Origin of the sequence: Citrobacter sp. RHBSTW-00029, from assembly GCF_014104295.1 — a bacterium.
Taxonomy (GTDB): domain Bacteria; phylum Pseudomonadota; class Gammaproteobacteria; order Enterobacterales; family Enterobacteriaceae; genus Citrobacter; species Citrobacter youngae.
Genome location: NZ_JABXRT010000001.1, coordinates 482690 through 501497 on the forward strand (window position 1 = coordinate 482690; position 18808 = coordinate 501497).

Sequence of the window (18808 nt, forward strand, 5' to 3'; positions counted from 1 at the left end):
GCGGGTTCCACGACGGCCACACTGATGGCTAGTTTAAAAGCTAGTCGCAAGAGCCATGTTTGTCTACTGACAGAAATCGTAGTGGGAGGATTGCCAGAGCATCCGTGCTCCAGTACTGATTTACTCGAAATGGACGTGTGGATTATCGGCCAGCGAAACGTAAGTTTTGCTGTTCTTATCCAGAGTACGAATTTCTCCGCTTTCGATGTCGTAGACCCACCCGTGCAGACGAATCGCGTTGTTACGCAGGCCAACAGCCACGCAAGGATGCGTTTTAATGTTGTTCAACTGGGCAATCACGTTTTCTTCCACCATGGCATTCACTTTATCGATTTCGTTAGCCCAGGTTTTCTTTTCAACCACGGCTTTCGCGGCATCGGCATAGTGCAACCAGTGGGCGACAGCAGGCATCGGATCCAGGGGTTGGCTTTCTGCGATGGCTTTCATCGCGCCGCAGTTGGAGTGACCACAGATAACGATATCCGTCACGCCTAAAGCAACGACCGCGTACTCAATGGTCGCAGATACGCCGCCAGGCTCCGGGCCAAAAGACGGTACGATATTACCGGCGTTACGGATAACGAAAAGCTGTCCTGGCTCTTGCTGCGTCACTAACTCTGGCACCAGTCGGCTGTCAGAACAGGAGATGAAAAGCGCTTTAGGATTCTGGCTGGATGCCAGGCTGCGGAAGAGTTCCTTACGTTGAGGGAAAATCTCTTTTTGGAAGTTGAGGAAGCCCTCAATGATATGTTGCATAGCAGTGTCTCTTTTCTCTGTTTAAGCAGGTTATGATGAAGATCACACTTTCCAGTTTAACACCAGCCGACAGAAGGGAAAGACTTTATAGCAGTTCGGTCACTATCTTTGGGCAATGTTGCCCTGACGGTGCAGGGCAAGCGTAGCGGTCTGCGTTACATGTTCTGCCGTTTCTGGTATGCCGTTTTTAGTCTGTTCATTGCGTCCACCAGGACGGCGCGCGGGCAGCCAACGTTCAGACGCATGTGCCCCTCTCCGCCGGGACCATATTGTGACCCCGGTGACAGGCCAAGTCTGGCTTCATGGACAAAAAAATCGCTTAGCTGCGTCTCGCTAAGCGCCATTTTTTCGGCATTCAGAAAGAGCAAATAGGATGCGCCACCATAGACAATCGAGATCAACGGACAGTGCATTTCGATTTCATTTCTAACAAATGCCACGTTATCAGCCAGATAATCCAATAACTCCCGGTGCCAGTCACCGCAATGGGTATAGGCGCTATAAATCGTTGCCTGTTGCAGTGAGTGAGTCTCTGCAAGATAACAGTTATCGAGAAAATGATAGAACCGGTGACGCAGTTCATCATTCTTTATAATGGCTATCCCTCCCTGGATCGCCGCCGTGTTGAAGGTCTTGCTAACAGAGGTCAGTACGATTGACTGACACCCTGCTGCGTCATCGAGGGTAAAAAAGGGTAGGTGTTGCTTACCTGGCAGGGTTAAATCGCTATGCACTTCATCGGAGAGAATGATGACGCCAGCCTGCTGGCAATAGTGGCTGATTTTTTCAAGCGTTTCCCGTGACCACACCATTCCACCAGGATTGTGTGGCGAGGGAAAAAGAAACATTTTGCACTGTTTAAGTTTCTCGCCGAAATCTTGCCAGTCAAATTCATAGCAACCGTCTTTTTCAATAAGGCGGGTCTGGAGTAAATGCCTGCCGCTGGTTTTCACCAGGTTAGGGTAGGGGTCATATATTGGGGTACAGGTTAATATATTGTCTCCCGTGCGGGTAAGTGCCAGCAAGGACATGACAATGGTTTTTATAACGCCGGGAACAAAATGCAGCCAGTGCGATTTAATCTCTGCATTATATTGTTTTGCGTACCACTGGATAACGGACTCTTTCCATTGCGGATAATCCAGGTTATAGCCCTGAACAGGCTGCGACACCACCGAACGCAGCGTGCTCATAATTGGCTCTGGTGTCGCAAAATCCATATCTGCAATCCACAGCGGTAATACATCGGTGGTACCGTACATCTGTTGTAATTGCCCGTATTTACGACAATTAACATCCCTTGTGACAATATCATCAAACAAAGACATTGTTGACTCCTGGAAAGTCTCTGAAAATAGTGTAAGCAACGCTAAAAGCGAAGAATGTTTATGTATATCTGATGGATATATTAAATTTACCCTGGTGATAGCTAATATTTAGCTATTTAGTAGTTTATGATTTTTGCTCAACCATATTCTCAGTGGCTTCATTAGGCTCATATTTAGCAATGCCAATACCGGTTGCCGCCCACAGTAGCGCAAAGATGACGCCGCTGTAACAGAGGATTGCCCAGGGCAAATAATCAAGTGTGGCAACACCCAGCATAGTGGCGCAATAAACGCCTGAAGCGGACCAGGGGATAATCGGTTCGACAACGGTTCCGGCATCTTCAGTGGTTCGCGAGAGGTTTTTTGCCGCAAGCCCTCGTTTTTTGTACTCCTCTTTAAAGGCATCACCGCACAGCAGCAGCGGCAAGGTCCCATTTGCCGTGCAGGCACAGATGGTAAATGTCGTCACAATCGTGGTAGCCACCAGGCGGAATGTGGATTTAACGCCTTTTGTCAGCGCGTTTATCACGGTGTGCAGAGAGCCTGTCGCACTCATTGCTCCGGCAAAGCTGAAGGCGCTGAAGACGGTAACGAAGCTGCTAAACATTGAAATAGCGCCGCCTCGCTCCAGTAAGCGGGAAACATCGGAAGACAGTGTAGGCAGATTATCTCCGGTAAGCATTGCGAGCTTAAAGCCACTGACCACGGATTCACCGACAGAGGATGCGGTAAATTGCTGAAAGACTAACGCCAAAATCATTGAAACAATCGTAGATAAAAAGAGCATCGGAATGGGCGGTCTTTTTGACAGTGAGCCATATAAAACGATAATCGGCGGGAGCAGCAGCAGAATATTAAAGTGATAAATCTGACCAATAGAATTCATCAAATTGGTGATATTTTCAGGTGCGCTGGACGAGGCATCAATGCCCATTCCCATATAGCTGTAAACGACGCAGCAAATAATAAAACCCGGGCCGGTAGTCCACAACAGGTGGCCGATATGCGAGTACAGGTTTACTCCGGCAGCCAGTGCGGCCATGTTGGTTGAATCAGAAACCGGTGAGAGCTTATCACCAAACCAGCAGCCTGAAACAATGGCACCAGCGGCAACGGGCAGCGAGACATTCAGACCAATCGCTACGCCAATCATGGCAATACCAACGGTCCCGATAGAACCCCAGGAGGTACCGGTGCATACTGAGATCAGTGCTCCCAGCATAAATGCCGAGATATGGAAATACTGCGGGTTAATCCACTTCAGACCATAATAAATCATCATTGGAATAGTGCCTGACACCATCCATGCGCCAATTAAGAAACCGATACTGGCGACGATTAATATGACCGGCAGCGCTTCAGATATTTTATTGCAAATAGATTGTAGAATGTCATCCCACGTATAGCCGTGAGCGATGGCGATAAACGAGGCGGTTGCCGTTCCCATCAGGATCATGGGCTCAGCACGAATATTGAAGATAAAATATCCGATACTAATCCCGCCCAGCATGACTACCATGGGTAAAACTGACCAAAAGAAAGACAATGGCTTTCTGTTGTTGGCGGTGCAGTTATTTAATTCCATAATTCCATCCCAATCGTTAATGGTTGAACACGTCAAATAAATACCTGCTACAGGTCACTCATATCTGAGTAACATAGTTGCCAGGGGGCATGGTTGAACCCTATTTTATTAACTGCTGCAGATTATATTTTTTGACCTGCTATTTTGGTGCTTATATTTTAGTAGTAAGGTAAGAGAACGTTTGGCGAATAAATTATCCCTCCGCATAAGGTGGATGATTTCGGCGTTGCTGGCTGAGCTTGCGATACTGCTGAGGCGGCATACCGACGTATTTATGAAATGAGCTATAAAATCGACTGCTGGAGCGAAAACCCGCAATCATCGCGATATCCAGAATGGTTTTATCGGTGTCGCTGAGTAATGCCCGTACATGGTTGATGCGCATCGCCGTAATATATTGTTTCATCGTCAGTTGCATTACGCGATGAAAGATACCCATCGCATAATTAGGATTAAGTTTGACGTGATCGGCAATGGCCTCGACGGTCAGCAATTTGTCACAGTTGGCGGCAATAAATTCCAGCATCTGGCTGACGTAAAATTGTGAATGCCGCGAAATGCTATTCTTCTGGGTTCGTGCAGTTTGGTTTCCCAATACTGTCCGCCAGCCTGAGAGGCTAAACCGCTTGAGCATCAGGGCGATTTCATCAATGGCTAACTGACGAATCTGTTCGTTATCGCTGTTGAGTTCATTTTGCCAACGTTGAACCTCAAAAACGCTAAGCTGCTGGGATGCCGATGAGGTAATCACCCTGCCGTGCGTCACGTGATTAATCAGCTCTCTATCCAGCGGCCAGGACAAAAATAAATGCATGGGCAAGTTGAAGATAGCCATTTGCTTACAGTGCCCGGCATTCGTGAGCTGATGAGGAGTACACGCCCAGAACAGTGTGATAAAGCCTTGTTTGCTCTGTACCACTTCGTCATTGAACAGGTACTCAACATCACCATCAAATGGCACATTCACTTCAACCTGGCCATGCCAGTGACTGTAAGTCATGGCCAGCGGCTCCCGCAACTCGACATCCATACGCTGATACTCTGAATAGAGTGCCAGTGGGCTACGAGTCTTTTTTTCATAGCTGCGACACATATGGGGATCATGCGGCAGCTGCGGAATACTTTTAGCCATTACGGGTTGGTTCCTGAAGAGTGAATTTGACCTTGTGGTAGCGCCAAAGCATGCACATAGCTTAACCGAAAAAAATCACCGTTTTCTCTCCATTTTCGCGAAATTATTCCCAAAAACTCAGATCCTGTGCCTGTTGATTGCCGATCTGAGATAGCGGGAATGGCGAGTTTTAATTTTAAAAGCGCTCAACCATAAGGGACTTTGCTGTATCTGCGGGATGGCGGCTCTGACGCCCTATCCGGCCTACTAAAGCCTGTAAACCGTAGGCCGATAAGCGAGCATTGATGATCGGCAGTATTGGATAATGCGGATTTTGTCGTTGAGAAGGCGAGGCTCATAAGCCATAGAGTTTTATTTTTCGGTACAGCGTCGCAATGCTGATCCCCAGTTCTGTCGCGGCTTGTTTCTTACCCTCAACGCTTGAACCAAATCGCTGTATGACGTTTTCAATGGCATCTCTCTCTGCTTGTTTGCCCTGGTGGGCAAGCTGGCGAGGTTGCGCCATCATTGTGCTTTTTCTGCCATCGGCTGCGGTAAGCAGGTAAGGGGGCAGATGGCTGGCGTTGATCCCGGCGGCTTCTCCGCGCATGACAAAAATGTACTCGATGACGTTGCGCAGTTCACGGATGTTGCCCGGCCAGTGCCAGGCATAAAGGCGGTTAATAACATCATCGTGAAGTTTTTGCGGCGGTCGCTGGTAGCTTAGCGAGAATTCATCGGCAAAATATTGTGCCAGGACGGCGATATCCGCCCGGCGTTCACGCAGGGAAGGAAGTACCAGAGGGACCACGTTCAGGCGATAGAAAAGATCTTCACGAAACTGATTATTCTCGACCATCGCGCTGATGTTTTTGTTGGTTGCGGCAATAATCCGCACGTCAATATTGATGGTGTTGTTGGACCCCACACGGGTGATGGCTTTTTCCTGCAGTACCCTGAGCAGCTTGGCTTGCAAATGCAGTGGCATATCGCCAATCTCGTCGAGGAACAGGCTACCCCCATTGGCCAGCTCAAATTTCCCCACGCGTCCTTTGGGATCGGCACCGCTGAATGCGCCGCGTACGTAGCCAAACAGTTCGCTTTCCAGGAGTTGTTCAGGGATAGCGGCGCAGTTGATGGTCACGAAAGGGGCGGCTTTACGCGGGCTGCTCTGATGAATAGCAAATGCCACAACTTCTTTACCTGAACCACTTTCCCCGGTGATCAGTACACTGGCATAGCTGTTGGCGATTTTGCTAATGGTACTTCTGAGTTGTTCCATTGAGGGGGAATGGCCAATAAGACGTACCTGTGTGTCAGACTCATAGGGCGAGGGAGCAATCGTGCTCAGGTAGTCGTGCGCATCGCGAAAGATAACCATAGTTAATCGGTCGTTATCCAGTGACGAGAGCGAGATTTGTTTACACAGCACATGGTGTTTTTGCCCTTCAAGTGTCAGCCATGCTTCCTCATCGCCATACAAACTGTCTCCGGTCGTTTCAATGGTCAGAGGTAATCCCTGAACTTCACGGTTAAGTATGCGATCTGCTGAATGGTTGGCATGCCAGATGCGGCCCTTGCCATCGATGGCCACAACGCCGCGATCCATTGCATCAATCAGACGGCGAAAGGCACCGAGCGTCTCCTGCGCGCGTAAGCGTTCCAGGCATTCAAAGACCTTACTGGAGATCATGACGGCAATTTGCTCTATAAACGTGACAAATTTATCGATCTGGCTAAGCAAAGTGTCACGCTGTGTTTGCGTTGAGCAAATAATGCCGATCACCCCAATGACGCGGTTATTGAGAAAAATAGGGGCGTTCAAATCTAGCATTTCAGAGCAGTAATGGTGTTTTTCACACAGTTGACATAGAGGATGTTCACCGGGGTTTTTGATCAAAACCGTCTCACGGACCTGCAAAACATGCCGATAGATATAACCATTTTTTGCCACGTTCTCATTGAGCATATGTCGGTATTTACCGGTGCCAGCAATGCGCATTAAAGATTCATCAATGATTTCTACATCAGTCCCGGTAATGCCGGAAATAGCGTCGGCATAATTGCATATATCATCCTGGATATTGCTCAGTACTGAAATCATGATACTTCTCCGGTAAGGTGTCTCATTTCTCAAGGAAAATGATAAATAGGCGAACCATTGCAAAAATGATTTGCGAAAAATCAATCTAGCGTATTGTTTTTGGATGTTTTTTTAATTTTATCCTTCGTGATCACACTATTTGTCATTTATGAGAGTTTATCAAAACCAGGCGATAAACTAACGACGGCTGTTTTTACCTTGCTATCATTAAAAATTGATTAATGTATTGAAATAAAAGAATTTATTAAATTATTTCTAGTTTTTTCCTCATTTTCTAAAAAACTGGTAAGCATTTTGCTTTTATGGATTACCGATAGCGTAAATAACTCTGTATTACACCGATTACAGGGAATGAATTACCAGGATAATGAGGTTTTATGATGCAGCAAAACTTATCATTTTTTATCAACCAGACGCCGTTTACCGAGCACCCTAACGCACCGCTGGCCCCCTTTAGTCGCCAGGAACTGGTAAAAGCGTTGAATTTTCATCGGTCTATTCCGGGATACGCTCCAACACCGCTGTATACGTTGCCGGCACTTTCACAAAAACTGGGCGTAAAAAATATTTACCTCAAAGATGAGTCTCAACGTTTTGGCCTGAAAGCGTTCAAAGCGCTGGGCGGCGCCTACGCGATGGCATGCCATATCGCGGAATTAGTGGGGAAGGATATCAGTGAATTACCGTTTGATGTCATGACCAGTGAAGCAGTACGCCATGACCTGAAGACCGTGACGTTTGCCACCACCACCGATGGTAACCACGGGCGCGGAGTGGCGTGGATGGCGCGCCAGCTAAAGCAAAATGCGGTGGTTTACATGCCGAAAGGATCTTCACAGCAGCGGCTGGCATCTATCCGCAATGAAGGCGCTACCGCTGAAATCGTGGATATGAACTATGACGATGCCGTGCGTATGACCGCAGATCAGGCGCAAAAGTATGGCTGGATCGTTGTGCAGGACACGGCCTGGGAAGGGTACGAAAAGATTCCGCAGTGGATTATGCAGGGCTACGGCACGCTGATGCTGGAAGCGATTGATCAACTCCATCAGGTCGCCCCGACGCATGTTTTCGTTCAGGCCGGTGTGGGTTCATTTGCGGGAATGGTGCAGGGTATGGTGACGGCCGCATGGGGCGAAAATCGTCCGAAAGTGATCGTCGCCGAAGCGTTAATTGCCGACTGTCTCTACCGTTCAGCCCGTGCAAAAGAGGGGGATGCTGTTGCGGTAGGCGGCGATTTACAGACCGTGATGGCGGGTCTGGCCTGTGGTGAGGCAAACAGCATTGGCTGGAAGTTACTGCGTGATTATGCCACCGCATTTGCTTCCTGCCCTGATGAAGTCGCGGCGCTGGGCATGCGTATGTTGGGCAACCCGCTGGCGGGCGACCCACAAATTATTTCAGGTGAGTCTGGGGCCGTCACGACAGGTCTTCTGGCGCTGTTGATGACCTCCCCGGATTTGGCCCAAACCCGTGAGCAACTGGGTCTGGATGAGCATTCCCGCGTGTTGCTGATAAGTACTGAAGGTGATACCGACCCGCAACAATATTTGGATATTGTCTGGGGCGGTCAGTACCCGGGCATCAATAAATAATTTCCTGATTGAGAGTATTAACGGAGAAACCCCATGTTATCTGCAACCCGTATTGAAGAAGTTATTAAAAATTGCCAGGCGCTGATCCAGCAAAAAAGTTATTCAGGTCAGGAAGGGGACGTGGTAAATGCCATAAAAATAATGATGCAGCATTACCAGTTCGACGACATCCATGTTGATAAATACGGCAATATCGTTGGCGGTATTGTGGGAAATCAGCCGGGGAAAACGCTGGTTCTGGATGGTCATATTGATACTGTGCCGGTGAACGAAGAGAAGTGGACCCGCAACCCGTACGGCGGTGATATTGACGATGGCAAAATTTATGGCCGTGGCACCACCGATATGAAAGGTGCTGTTGCTGCGATGATCTCTGCCGTAGGTTTTTTCGGCCAGGATACTCAGCGTAATTTCGCCGGGAAAATTTACGTCGCCTGTATCGTTCATGAAGAGTGTTTTGAAGGCATTGCCGCTCGTCTGGTCAGTGAGCGCTATCAGCCTGATTACGTCATTATTGGCGAAGCTTCTGAACTGAATCTGAAAATCGGCCAGCGTGGTCGTGCTGAAATTGTGGTTGAAACCTTTGGTAAACCTGCCCACTCCGCCAACCCGCAGGCAGGAATTAACGCGGTGTACAAAATGGCGCAGTTGATCGACAAAATTCGCACCATTACTCCGCCAACCCACCCGGTTCTTGGCCCCGGTATCCTGGAACTGACAGACATTAAATCGTCGCCGTATCCTGGCGCATCAGTGGTGCCGGATTACTGCCGCGCCACTTACGATCGCCGCTTGCTGGTGGGCGAAACCAAAGAAAGTGTTATTGCGCCACTGGAAAATGCACTTGCGGAGCTAACCGCCCAGGACCCGCAGTTCAAAGCCCGCGTCTCTTACGCGGTTGGCAAGGAGTCTTGCTATACCGGAGCCACCATTGAGGGTGAGCGTTTCTTCCCTGGCTGGGTTTATGACGAGTCTGACGAGTTCGTGCAGGCCGCTCTGGCAGGCGTTCGCGAAGCGGGTTTCTCGCCAACGATTACTCAGTACTCATTTTGCACTAACGGCAGCCACTATGCGGGCGAAGCGGGAATCAAAACCATCGGGTTTGGGCCGTCGCGTGAAAACCTGGCGCATACCATCGACGAGTATATCGAGATTGATCAGTTGACCGGATCGGCCCGCGGCTATTACAGCATCATCCAGACACTCTATCGCCGTTAAAAAATAAAGATAAATACCTCTTACCTTACAGGTGGTGCTGCTACGCGGCACCGCAATGGAGAATAACGATGAAAACCATTTTTAAAAACGGAAATGTGATTGATGGAACGGGTAATCCAGGCCGAATTGCCGATGTAATGGTTGATGAAGGGCATATTGTCGAAATTGGTCAAATTGATGTTGGCGTCAATGAACAGGTTATTGATGCAACAGGGAAAATTATTTGCCCGGGCTTTATTGATACTCACACACACTCTGATCTGTCAGCCATTATTAATCCTGCGCTGTCAGCGAAAATCCGCCAGGGGATTACTACCGAGTTGCTGGGGCAGGATGGCGTAGCGCTGGCACCATTGCCGGAGGAATATATTCCGGCATGGCGTAAAAATATTGCTGGACTGGACGGCGACACCGACAAAATTGACTGGAAATATAAAAACACGGACGGTTATCTCAACCTGTTGGCATCCCGACATCCGGCGACAAACCTGGCATATCTGGTGCCACACGGTAACGTACGCATGGAAGCGATGGGCCTGGATGGACGCCCTTCCACGCGTGAAGATGTGGCGAAGATGTGTGAAGTCCTTGAACGTGAGCTAAAAGCCGGCGCGTTTGGTCTTTCAACTGGGCTTATCTATATGCCGTGTGCTTTTGGTGATACCGCTGAAATGATTGAGTTGTGCAAGGTCACAGCGAAATATGACGGGATCTTTGTGGTACACCAGCGCAGTGAGGCTGACGATATCATCAGTTCAACGCAGGAACTGATCGATATCGCTAAAGCCACCGGTGTCTGGTTGCATATTTCACATATGAAAGTCTGTGGGAAGAAAAACTGGGGGCTGATTGACCAGATGTTGGGCATGCTGGAGCAGGCCCAGGAAGAGGGGATCCGTATCTCTTACGATCAGTATCCGTACGTGGCGGGAAGCACCATGCTCGGCGTGATCCTGCCTCCGTGGGTCCACTCTGGCGGGACGGACAAATTACTTGAGCGTCTGGCCTCGCCTGAATTGCGCGCCAAAATGATAGAGGATATCCAGCAGGGCATTCCTGGCTGGGATAACTTCATTGATTTTGCAGGCCTGGATCAGATTTTTGTCACCAGCGTCAAGACAGAGAAAAATCAGGATGCTGTTGGTCTGAACCTTGTTCAACTGGGGGAATTGCGCGGTAAAGATCCGTACAACGCTACCTTCGATCTGTTGTTTGAAGAAGAAAACGCCGTTGGCATGGTCGATTTCTACGGCACTGAAGAGCACGTCATTAAGTTTCTCTGCCGGCCGGAGCAGAACGTGTGCACTGACGGACTGATGGGCGCGGGTAAACCACACCCACGTGTGTTTGGCGCCTTCCCGCGCGTGCTGGGTAAATACGTGCGTGAAGAAGGATGCCTGAGCTGGGAAGCGGCAATCCGCAAGATGACAGGCAAACCCGCTGAGGTGTTGGGTCTGCAGGATCGCGGACTGCTGAAGGTAGGGTATGCGGCGGATATTGTGATGTTCGATCCCAAGACTATTGCGGATAAGGGGACATTTGTTGAACCGAATCAATATCCGGAAGGGATTGAAATCGTGATGGTTAATGGACGCATAGCCTTAATTAATGGCACGGAAAGTTATGCCTGTAGCGGTACTGTTATCAGAAAACAATATTAATAAATAACGCTAAACACGCATGGATCTATCGCGACCATTTATGGCCGCGGTAGATCACTACACCCCAAGGACATCACAATGAACCTACAAACATCTTTACCTTCAGGTAAACCTAAGACCTGGAAAGCAAGATATACCGTCCTGACATTAATCTGGCTGGCATGGCTACTCTCGTTCCTCGACAGAATGGTCATGAGCGTTTCGTTGCCTTATATCGGCAAAGATTTAAATCTTGATACAACTCAACAAGGTTTAATTATTAGCGCCTTTTTCATTGGTTATGCCGCGTTCCAAATCCCCGGTGGTTTACTGGCGGATAAGTTTGGCTCGCGTAAAATTATGGCTATTGGTATTGCCTGGTGGTCAGTTTTCACCAGCTTAACCGGTGCGGTATTAACGCTGCCGTTGATGCTGGCTGTTCGCTTCTTCTTCGGTATTGGCGAAGGGTGCTTCCCATCAGCTTCCTGGAAAATGATTTCCACCTATTTCCCTTCGAAAGAACGCGGTCGAGCTACAGCAATTCAGTCAACGGTAAATACCTTAGGCCCCGCACTGGCGGTGGTGGTCGCTGCAAGTATTATCGGGGCGTTTGGCTGGCACATGGTCTTTATTGTGCTGGGGATCCCGGGCCTGTTTATTGCTGCGGGTATCTACTTATTCACACGTGACAACCCGAAAGATCACCCTGCGATTACGCAACAGGATCTGGCCGATTTAGCCGCTGACGATCAGGGCGGCTTGCAAAATACGAGCGCTATCGCGTTTAAAGACGTGCTCAGGATGCCGGTGCTCTGGCAGATGGCCAGTATCTGGTTCTTGTTTGATATCACCTTCTGGGGGTTTTCAACCTGGTTGCCAAGCTACCTGATTACCGTGCGTGAATTCTCACTGGCGAAGACAGGGGTGATGGCGGCAATTCCGTTCCTGTTTGGCGCGGGTGGGACATTAATCGGCGGATATTGCTCAGATAAATTCAAACCGATGCGCAAGACGTTGTATGTCGTGACGTCGGTTATTGCGGCGGGCTTCCTGTATCTGACCTTCAGCGTCAGCAGCGCGGATATGGCGGTGGTTTATCAGTGTATCTCTGCGCTGTTTATGTTTTTTGCCATGGCGACATTTTGGGGCATTTTAATGGATACCATCCCCAGCAATATCATGGGGCGGGCTTCCGGTATCGTTAACTTTGGCGGTCAGATGGCGGGGGTGGTTTCTGCGCCGATTATTGGCTGGCTTATCCAAAGCAGCGGCGGAAGTTACAACAGTGCATTTATCTTTATGATCGCCGCACTGTTATGTTCCGCCGTGGTGACGTTGACCGTAAAAGGTTCGCATGCCGTAGGTGCAATACCCAGTAAAGCCTGATTAGTGTCAAACGCCTGTGGTTCTGCTGTTCCAGAGCCACAGGATTTACAGTTATGCTGTTAAATTAAACCTTTAATCGCTCTCTCTAAGAAAAACAATAGTAGTTTTTTTAAACTGCAAAAATAAGATGTCTTACTGTTTATTTCTCCTGGGTCGGGATAGGTGCGTATAACATTGTTATTAGGGTAACAATTTGTATAGGCGTCAAGGTGATTTAAAATTCTGGCTATTTTATATATCTCTTTGGTGGATGAACTACATTTAGAACAATTGCATTGTCACTCTATATTTTCAGGGTTAATTATTAATAATAAAACAGGAGACTATGACAAAGCCAGGGCTGCGTAAGTTGCTATTCCGGCACCCTGTTTTTCTCCTTTATGTGTGAAAGTAACGCGTTAATGTTGGGAAAATATCCCGCCTGGTTACACTATTATTTCACTACCCAGCTCCTCAAACATCTCCAGATCGCCAGTTAGCCAAATTGATATCCCCCAAAAGTATGAGAAAGTATATTTACTGATATATTATCTCATGCCGCACCGATGCAACCCGGCGGCTTGTTTAGAGGCCGCTCCGGCAATATAGAGATGCAAAACAAGTGTAGGGACATTTTATGTGAAAATAAAACTCATGAGCAGTAAGATATATGCAACGTGTTGAAAATTAATGTTTGTTTATTGATGGGAAGTTTAAAATATATGAATATGTCACTTTTTAGCGTAGCGGGTATTTGGTCTCAGAAATCTGATGATTTCGGATTCTGCGGCTTTGCGAAACAGAGCCGCAGACGATGTGTTGAAAAATGAAGGTACAGTACGGGGGGATGTTTACATAGAACTACCCGATTAAATGGGTATTATTTATTTTACATACGGTACTCGATCATCCCACTCTTGCTGGCAACCCAGTCATAAAGGCGCTGACCGCGGAGGTTTGTTTCATGTGTGTGCCAGTATAATCTTGCTGCATGGCGCTTGCGGGCGTGTTTTTGAACATACTCGATAAGCTGCTTGCCGATGTGTTTGCCCCGGGTTTCTTCACTAACAAATAAGTCCTCCAGATAGCAATAATCAGACTCCGCCCAGGTTGAGCGGTGAAAGAGATAATGTACCAGACCGACAATTTTACCGTCAGATTTTGCGACAGCGCAGAAAACAGGCTCCACAGGATTGAGAAAACGCCCCCAGGTTAATTGTGTGACCTTGTCTGAAATTTCAGTACGGTAAAAAATCTGGTAATTTATCCAAAGCGGTAGCCAGCCCGCGTAGTCTTGCTGGGTGACGGGTTCGATAGTAATCGGCGCAGTTGTGTTTTGGTTACTCATAGGTCTCCTGATAATTTTAGTCAGAGTAGTTTTCTATGGCGGTTATCCTAAATATTGCGTAAGCCACCGCAAAGAGACACTTTGCAAATATTTCCAGGATCCACTTTTAACGTAAGAGTGAGTGCAATGAAAAAAAATAGTGCACCTTTATTTCAGGAGCTTTTTTTAGAGCAAGGCGTTATTAAGGAACAGGTGTACCATGCGCTACGCAACGCAATCGTAGAAGGTCGTTTGCCGCCAGGGACAAAGATACCCTCAACCCGGGGACTGTCCGAGATGATGTCAATTTCACGGAACTCGGTAATTGCGGGTTATGACCGGCTGTTAGACGAAGGGTATATTCAGACGCGCAAAGGCGCTGGAACCTTTGTCACGCCAAGTCTTCCTGACCGCAGCATTAGCGGTCTCTATCCTGAATTACAGCAAGGGGATGAACTGCCTGTTGATGGGCAGCTAAATGCGGATATCGTATCCGTTCGTGGTTTATGGTCTGGCGATGTTGAAGGGCGTGAAATGAACCGTCTGTTTGCCGTCGGTGTGGGCTGTACCGATCTCTTTCCTCATTCATTATGGGGCAAGTTACTGGGACGAGTCTGGAGACAATCCCGGCATCAACTCGGCTCTCATACCAGCCCCTGCGGTTTTTATCCCTTACGGAAAGCAATTTGTCACTACGTGAAAACAACGCGAGGGGTTAACTGTAGTGAAGATCAGATAATTATCGTAAACGGTATTCAGCAGGCGTTAAATATTACTGCCCGGGCGTTGCTTACAAAAGGAAATGACGTTTGGCTGGACGACCCTGGTTATAAAGGTGCGCGCGGGGTATTTATGTCAACAGGGGCAATTGTGAGACCTGTGCCGGTGGATAACGAAGGAATGAATGTTCGATACGGCATTGATTATTTCCCTCATGCGAAACTGGCCTATGTTGTTCCTTCCGATCAGTACCCGCTTAGCGGGACACTCAGTTTATCCCGACGACTTGAGCTACTGGAATGGGCTCGGGTTAACCGGGCATGGATATTTGAAGATGATTACAATAGTGAGTTTCGTTATACCGCACGCTCTTTGCAAGCCTTGCAGGGATTAGATCAGCATCAGCGGGTAATATATTCAGGGACATTTTCAAAAATGATGTACCCAGAATTTCGTTTAGGTTTTTTAGTTGTTCCGCCAGGATTAAAAGAACAGTTTATCGTGACAAAATATTTTTCCGATATTGGCTCCAGTTATCTTGAGCAGGCGGTACTGGCGAGTTTTATTGAAGAAGGACATTACGCCAGCCATGTACGACGGGTTCGTAAGGCATGCTACGAGAGGCGAACGGCGTTGGTCAATGCTATTCAATGCTATCTTGCCGATAAAATGACCGTTCAGCCTTCTGATTCTGGGGTGCATATTGTCTGCTGGTTGCATGCCGGGTTGACCGGAGATGAGGTCGAACTGAAAGCCAGAATGCTGGGGATGGGGATTCAATCGTTGAGTCATTATTATCATGGTGATATCTCCCGGCAGGGGATTATGATCGGTTTTGCGAATCACCCGCCAGAGGTTATTGTTGAGGGAATTCGTCGTCTTGCCCATGCCATGTAGCGTCGCTTTGATGCTGATAGCGATGGCACGTAATAATGTCAGTATTTCTTATTTCCACAACAGTGGCATGACCGGCATTTTTTAATTGCGGATAAGCAATACGGTGCTGATGTTCGGTATAGCATCGTCATGTGGATCTGTTAAAAACAACCATTGTGGTTCTTTTTACCCTGTCAGTTGTCTCTTACTCTGCAGTCATTTGACACTCTATTATGAGAGGTAAATAGCATGTCATCCACGTTTAATGAATTCCAGCAACCCGTTGGTTTAGCGTTACCTGACTGGCAAGGTGCGCGATTTCCTACGGCTCAGCAGATCACCGGTCGTTATTGCAAACTTGAGCGTATTAACGTCGAACGCCACGCAAAGACGCTTTATGACGCCTATTGCGATACGCCTGACTCTCGCGACTGGACCTATCTCGCGACAGGGCCATTCACGACCTTTGATTCTTTCTTAAGCTATTTAACGAAGATTGCGGCGCAGACCGACCCCATGCATTTTGCCGTAATCGATTTGGCCAGCATGCAGGCTGTCGGCACGCTGGCACTTATGCGCATTGATGCATCGAATGGCGTAATAGAAGTGGGTTGGGTGACCTATTCATCACGCATGAAACGTTCGCGGGTTTCAACGGAGGTCATGTCGCTGCTGTTAGACTATGTTTTTGAGGGGCTGGGGTATCGCCGCGTTGAATGGAAATGCGATGCGCTTAATGCGCCTTCTCGTGCGGCAGCAACACGCTTTGGTTTTACCTTTGAAGGCATATTCCGGCAGGCCGTTGTTGTGCACCAGCGTAATCGGGACACCGCGTGGTATTCGATCATTGATAGTGAATACCCAGCGCTACGCGAAGCGTTCACTCTGTGGCTTGATGAGGGTAATTTTGATAGCAAAGGACAACAGATTAAGCGCCTGGCAACGCTGATAAACAATGAAAGCACGACGGCATAGGTGCCAATTTTCTCTGGATTTGGCTGGATGTTCTCGGTCTGTAACGGGCACAAAAAAGCCCGCAGGGCTTGTGCCGCGCGGGCTCTTAGGACTTCATCGGATGACTCTGGTAATCACCGATGGAGAATTTTGGTGGGCTGGCGTCCCTGTAATTAGCTATTCATTCCATTGATTTTTAATATTATTTAAACTTTGAATTTTATGTGTGGTTCTAAAAAGGAACCATAAATCGTAATGGTATGGGTTCTCACGATTAGCGGATTGGAGAATTGTATCAAAAGGAAACAAATTCTTCAGTTCAACTCCCTGCTGGTAGCTGAACTGCGCAAGCAGGATCTGCTTTTCACCGATTAGTGAATGCGGTAGTTTTTCAGCAAAACTGAATTCTATCCGTAGGGCAGTACCAGCATAGGTGGAGAATGGATTTTGAACAACTGGTCACCAGAGCACACAAAAGACATCAAGAGTTGGTTTAAGATTGATACATATCGCAAATTTGAAGACCTCTCATTGCTCCAGTTTTACCATGAGATATGGGCTCGTAACTTGTTCTTTAAGGAATATCGGGAAGAGTTTGAGAGCAGAACTCTTATGGGTTACTTCTCAAAAATTTTCAGTGGCAATCCTTTTTTAATTGAAGAAGGGCAACTGGGATACATGACTCCTGCCAACAAACTTTTTCAGCCTCCCCATTTTTTTCTAACAACTCTTGATCGCCTTGCTGAAACGAGCATCATTGCTATGCAACGCGGAGGTTTTGTTTGGGATGGTGATGACAATTATTCAATAAACAGAGATCTTCGGGAAGAATCACTTTCAGATATTATGCCAGATCAGTTTTCACGAACAGTCATGTTCGAGATTGATTTGGCAAGTGGCACAGACGAAGAGATTGCAGAGTCGCTTAAAGCTGCATTACCGCAGTGGCGTAAAATCAAAGGTATCGAACCAGATCCTTTAGAATCAGTTCGCTTTGGGTATGGAACTATCAAGAAACTCATCAGTTATCGTGTGATACCTATGCTGGATATCCTGGTGTGGGCAGCCGTTAAAAAAATCCGTGTCTCTGACGACAGGTTATCCAGACTGCTATATACAGACGATGACGAAGAAAGCGAAATGAGGCAGTCTAGCCAAATCAAAGATACCGACAGGCCTTTGGCTCTTAAATCCTGCACAACTGACTTTATCCGACAATTCCATTACTTCATGAACAAAAATAGCCATTTGAAGCAAATGAAAGTCTCTGATGTAATGAAACTATCGGATTAGAATTACATTTATAACTATTTGTTTAAATTGTGAAAATTAACAAAAGGCATCATTGTGAATGGTGCTTTTTTTTTGTGATTTTTACTTTAAACCGGGCATTTTGACACTTGCTATAAAACGGGGGAATTTCAGCTACTCTCAAGTTCCCCTTTTCTGTACGGCACCAACTTCGAGAAAACCATCCTGCATAGCTACGAAGAACCTCCGCTTCAGGAGCTTCGCTCTTTTCTTTTCCCAACTGCTCGTATAGTGACTTCACCGCAACGACAAGGGATAACGAAATGAAAAATCAAGCAACCCGCCTCATACGCTTACCAGAAGTTCTCGAACGAACTGGCTACGGAAAAGCCTGGATATATCGTCTGATCAACGATGGTAAGTTTCCTGCTCCTGTCAAAATTGGAAGTCGTGCAGTAGCTTTCGTTGAAAGTGAGATTGATACCTGGATTCAGTCTGTTATCGAAACAAGTCGAAATAATGTTGCTTAATTGAACATAGGAGCGATTTTATGAATATCGAAGAATTTGTAAGCGAAGAAAACCATATGTGCAATTTATGCGGAGATCTTTTTTACAAGATCTTTGACCAAGAAGTGATTTATGACTTACCTAATAACGACTTTAATAAAGAAATCATTTACTGGCTCAGTCAGTACTTTGTAGGAAATCTGAGAGAACCTTTAGACTCGATCTCTGAGCTTAATGCTTGCAAACAGATATATGTTTACGAGACCCGGTTATCTCTAATTAAATGTCCTGATGAATTGAAACTCCTAGCGAAGCGGATAATTTTATATCTAATGGATTAAGAGCTTTTTATGAAAGTGTAAAGTTTGGCTGCATAATTTACCTTAAAACTTTACAGAATAAATTACATTATTTTGGTTGTCGTTTATTAGCAAGGCAGTGAGATAGTTTTCGAAGTATTAGGTGTACA

Annotated in this window: 15 protein-coding genes; 9 read left to right on the forward strand and 6 right to left on the reverse strand. The window is 47.2% G+C overall.

Annotated features, from left to right (window positions below):
• Window positions 1–120: 120 nt before the first annotated feature.
• From HV041_RS02395 to HV041_RS02415, 5 genes are all read right to left on the reverse strand, one after another.
• Complete coding sequence (locus tag HV041_RS02395) at window positions 121–756, reverse strand: carbonic anhydrase (RefSeq protein WP_005122990.1); 636 nt, start codon at window positions 754–756, stop codon at window positions 121–123.
• Window positions 757–911: 155 nt separating this feature from the next.
• Window positions 912–2084: a PatB family C-S lyase gene (locus tag HV041_RS02400; RefSeq protein ID WP_048212967.1), complete on the reverse strand. Its 1173-nt coding sequence runs from the start codon at window positions 2082–2084 to the stop codon at window positions 912–914.
• Window positions 2085–2208: 124 nt separating this feature from the next.
• On the reverse strand, window positions 2209–3669 hold the full coding sequence (gene nhaC, locus HV041_RS02405) for a Na+/H+ antiporter NhaC (protein WP_182294043.1): 1461 nt from the start codon (window positions 3667–3669) through the stop codon (window positions 2209–2211).
• Between the two features lie 193 nt (window positions 3670–3862).
• Window positions 3863–4801, reverse strand: coding sequence for a transcriptional regulator MelR (gene melR / locus HV041_RS02410; RefSeq protein ID WP_048212965.1), 939 nt, complete (start codon window positions 4799–4801; stop codon window positions 3863–3865).
• A gap of 334 nt (window positions 4802–5135) precedes the next feature.
• A complete protein-coding gene (locus tag HV041_RS02415) occupies window positions 5136–6884 on the reverse strand; it encodes a sigma 54-interacting transcriptional regulator (protein ID WP_121584945.1) in 1749 nt (582 codons plus the stop codon).
• A gap of 380 nt (window positions 6885–7264) precedes the next feature.
• On the opposite strand from HV041_RS02415, the gene dpaL reads away from it, so the two are divergent.
• From dpaL to HV041_RS02435, 4 genes are all read left to right on the forward strand, one after another.
• Complete coding sequence (dpaL, locus tag HV041_RS02420) at window positions 7265–8479, forward strand: diaminopropionate ammonia-lyase (RefSeq protein ID WP_040233393.1); 1215 nt, start codon at window positions 7265–7267, stop codon at window positions 8477–8479.
• Between the two features lie 33 nt (window positions 8480–8512).
• Window positions 8513–9697, forward strand: coding sequence for a YgeY family selenium metabolism-linked hydrolase (locus tag HV041_RS02425; RefSeq protein ID WP_048212963.1), 1185 nt, complete (start codon window positions 8513–8515; stop codon window positions 9695–9697).
• A 68-nt stretch (window positions 9698–9765) separates the two neighbouring features.
• The gene (locus HV041_RS02430) at window positions 9766–11358 is read left to right on the forward strand and encodes a D-aminoacylase (RefSeq protein WP_061068407.1); all 1593 of its coding nucleotides are present in this window, start codon (window positions 9766–9768) and stop codon (window positions 11356–11358) included.
• 78 nt (window positions 11359–11436) lie between these two features.
• The gene (locus HV041_RS02435; protein ID WP_121584944.1) at window positions 11437–12723 is read left to right on the forward strand and encodes an MFS transporter; all 1287 of its coding nucleotides are present in this window, start codon (window positions 11437–11439) and stop codon (window positions 12721–12723) included.
• Window positions 12724–13591: 868 nt separating this feature from the next.
• Here the strand turns inward: HV041_RS02435 and HV041_RS02440 are convergent.
• Window positions 13592–14050: a GNAT family N-acetyltransferase gene (locus tag HV041_RS02440; protein WP_048212960.1), complete on the reverse strand. Its 459-nt coding sequence runs from the start codon at window positions 14048–14050 to the stop codon at window positions 13592–13594.
• A 126-nt stretch (window positions 14051–14176) separates the two neighbouring features.
• On the opposite strand from HV041_RS02440, the gene HV041_RS02445 reads away from it, so the two are divergent.
• The 5 genes from HV041_RS02445 (at window position 14177) to HV041_RS24960 (ending at window position 18680) form a co-directional block, all read left to right on the forward strand.
• A complete protein-coding gene (locus tag HV041_RS02445; RefSeq protein WP_121584943.1) occupies window positions 14177–15646 on the forward strand; it encodes a PLP-dependent aminotransferase family protein in 1470 nt (489 codons plus the stop codon).
• Window positions 15647–15874: 228 nt separating this feature from the next.
• Window positions 15875–16600: a GNAT family protein gene (locus tag HV041_RS02450; protein WP_121584942.1), complete on the forward strand. Its 726-nt coding sequence runs from the start codon at window positions 15875–15877 to the stop codon at window positions 16598–16600.
• Window positions 16601–17026: 426 nt separating this feature from the next.
• Window positions 17027–17872: a DUF6387 family protein gene (locus tag HV041_RS02455; RefSeq protein WP_001067212.1), complete on the forward strand. Its 846-nt coding sequence runs from the start codon at window positions 17027–17029 to the stop codon at window positions 17870–17872.
• 281 nt (window positions 17873–18153) lie between these two features.
• A complete protein-coding gene (locus HV041_RS02460; protein WP_000795663.1) occupies window positions 18154–18360 on the forward strand; it encodes an AlpA family transcriptional regulator in 207 nt (68 codons plus the stop codon).
• A gap of 20 nt (window positions 18361–18380) precedes the next feature.
• Window positions 18381–18680, forward strand: a complete 300-nt coding sequence (locus HV041_RS24960; RefSeq protein WP_249424099.1) for a hypothetical protein — start codon at window positions 18381–18383, stop codon at window positions 18678–18680.
• The last annotated feature ends 128 nt before the right edge of the window (window positions 18681–18808 follow it).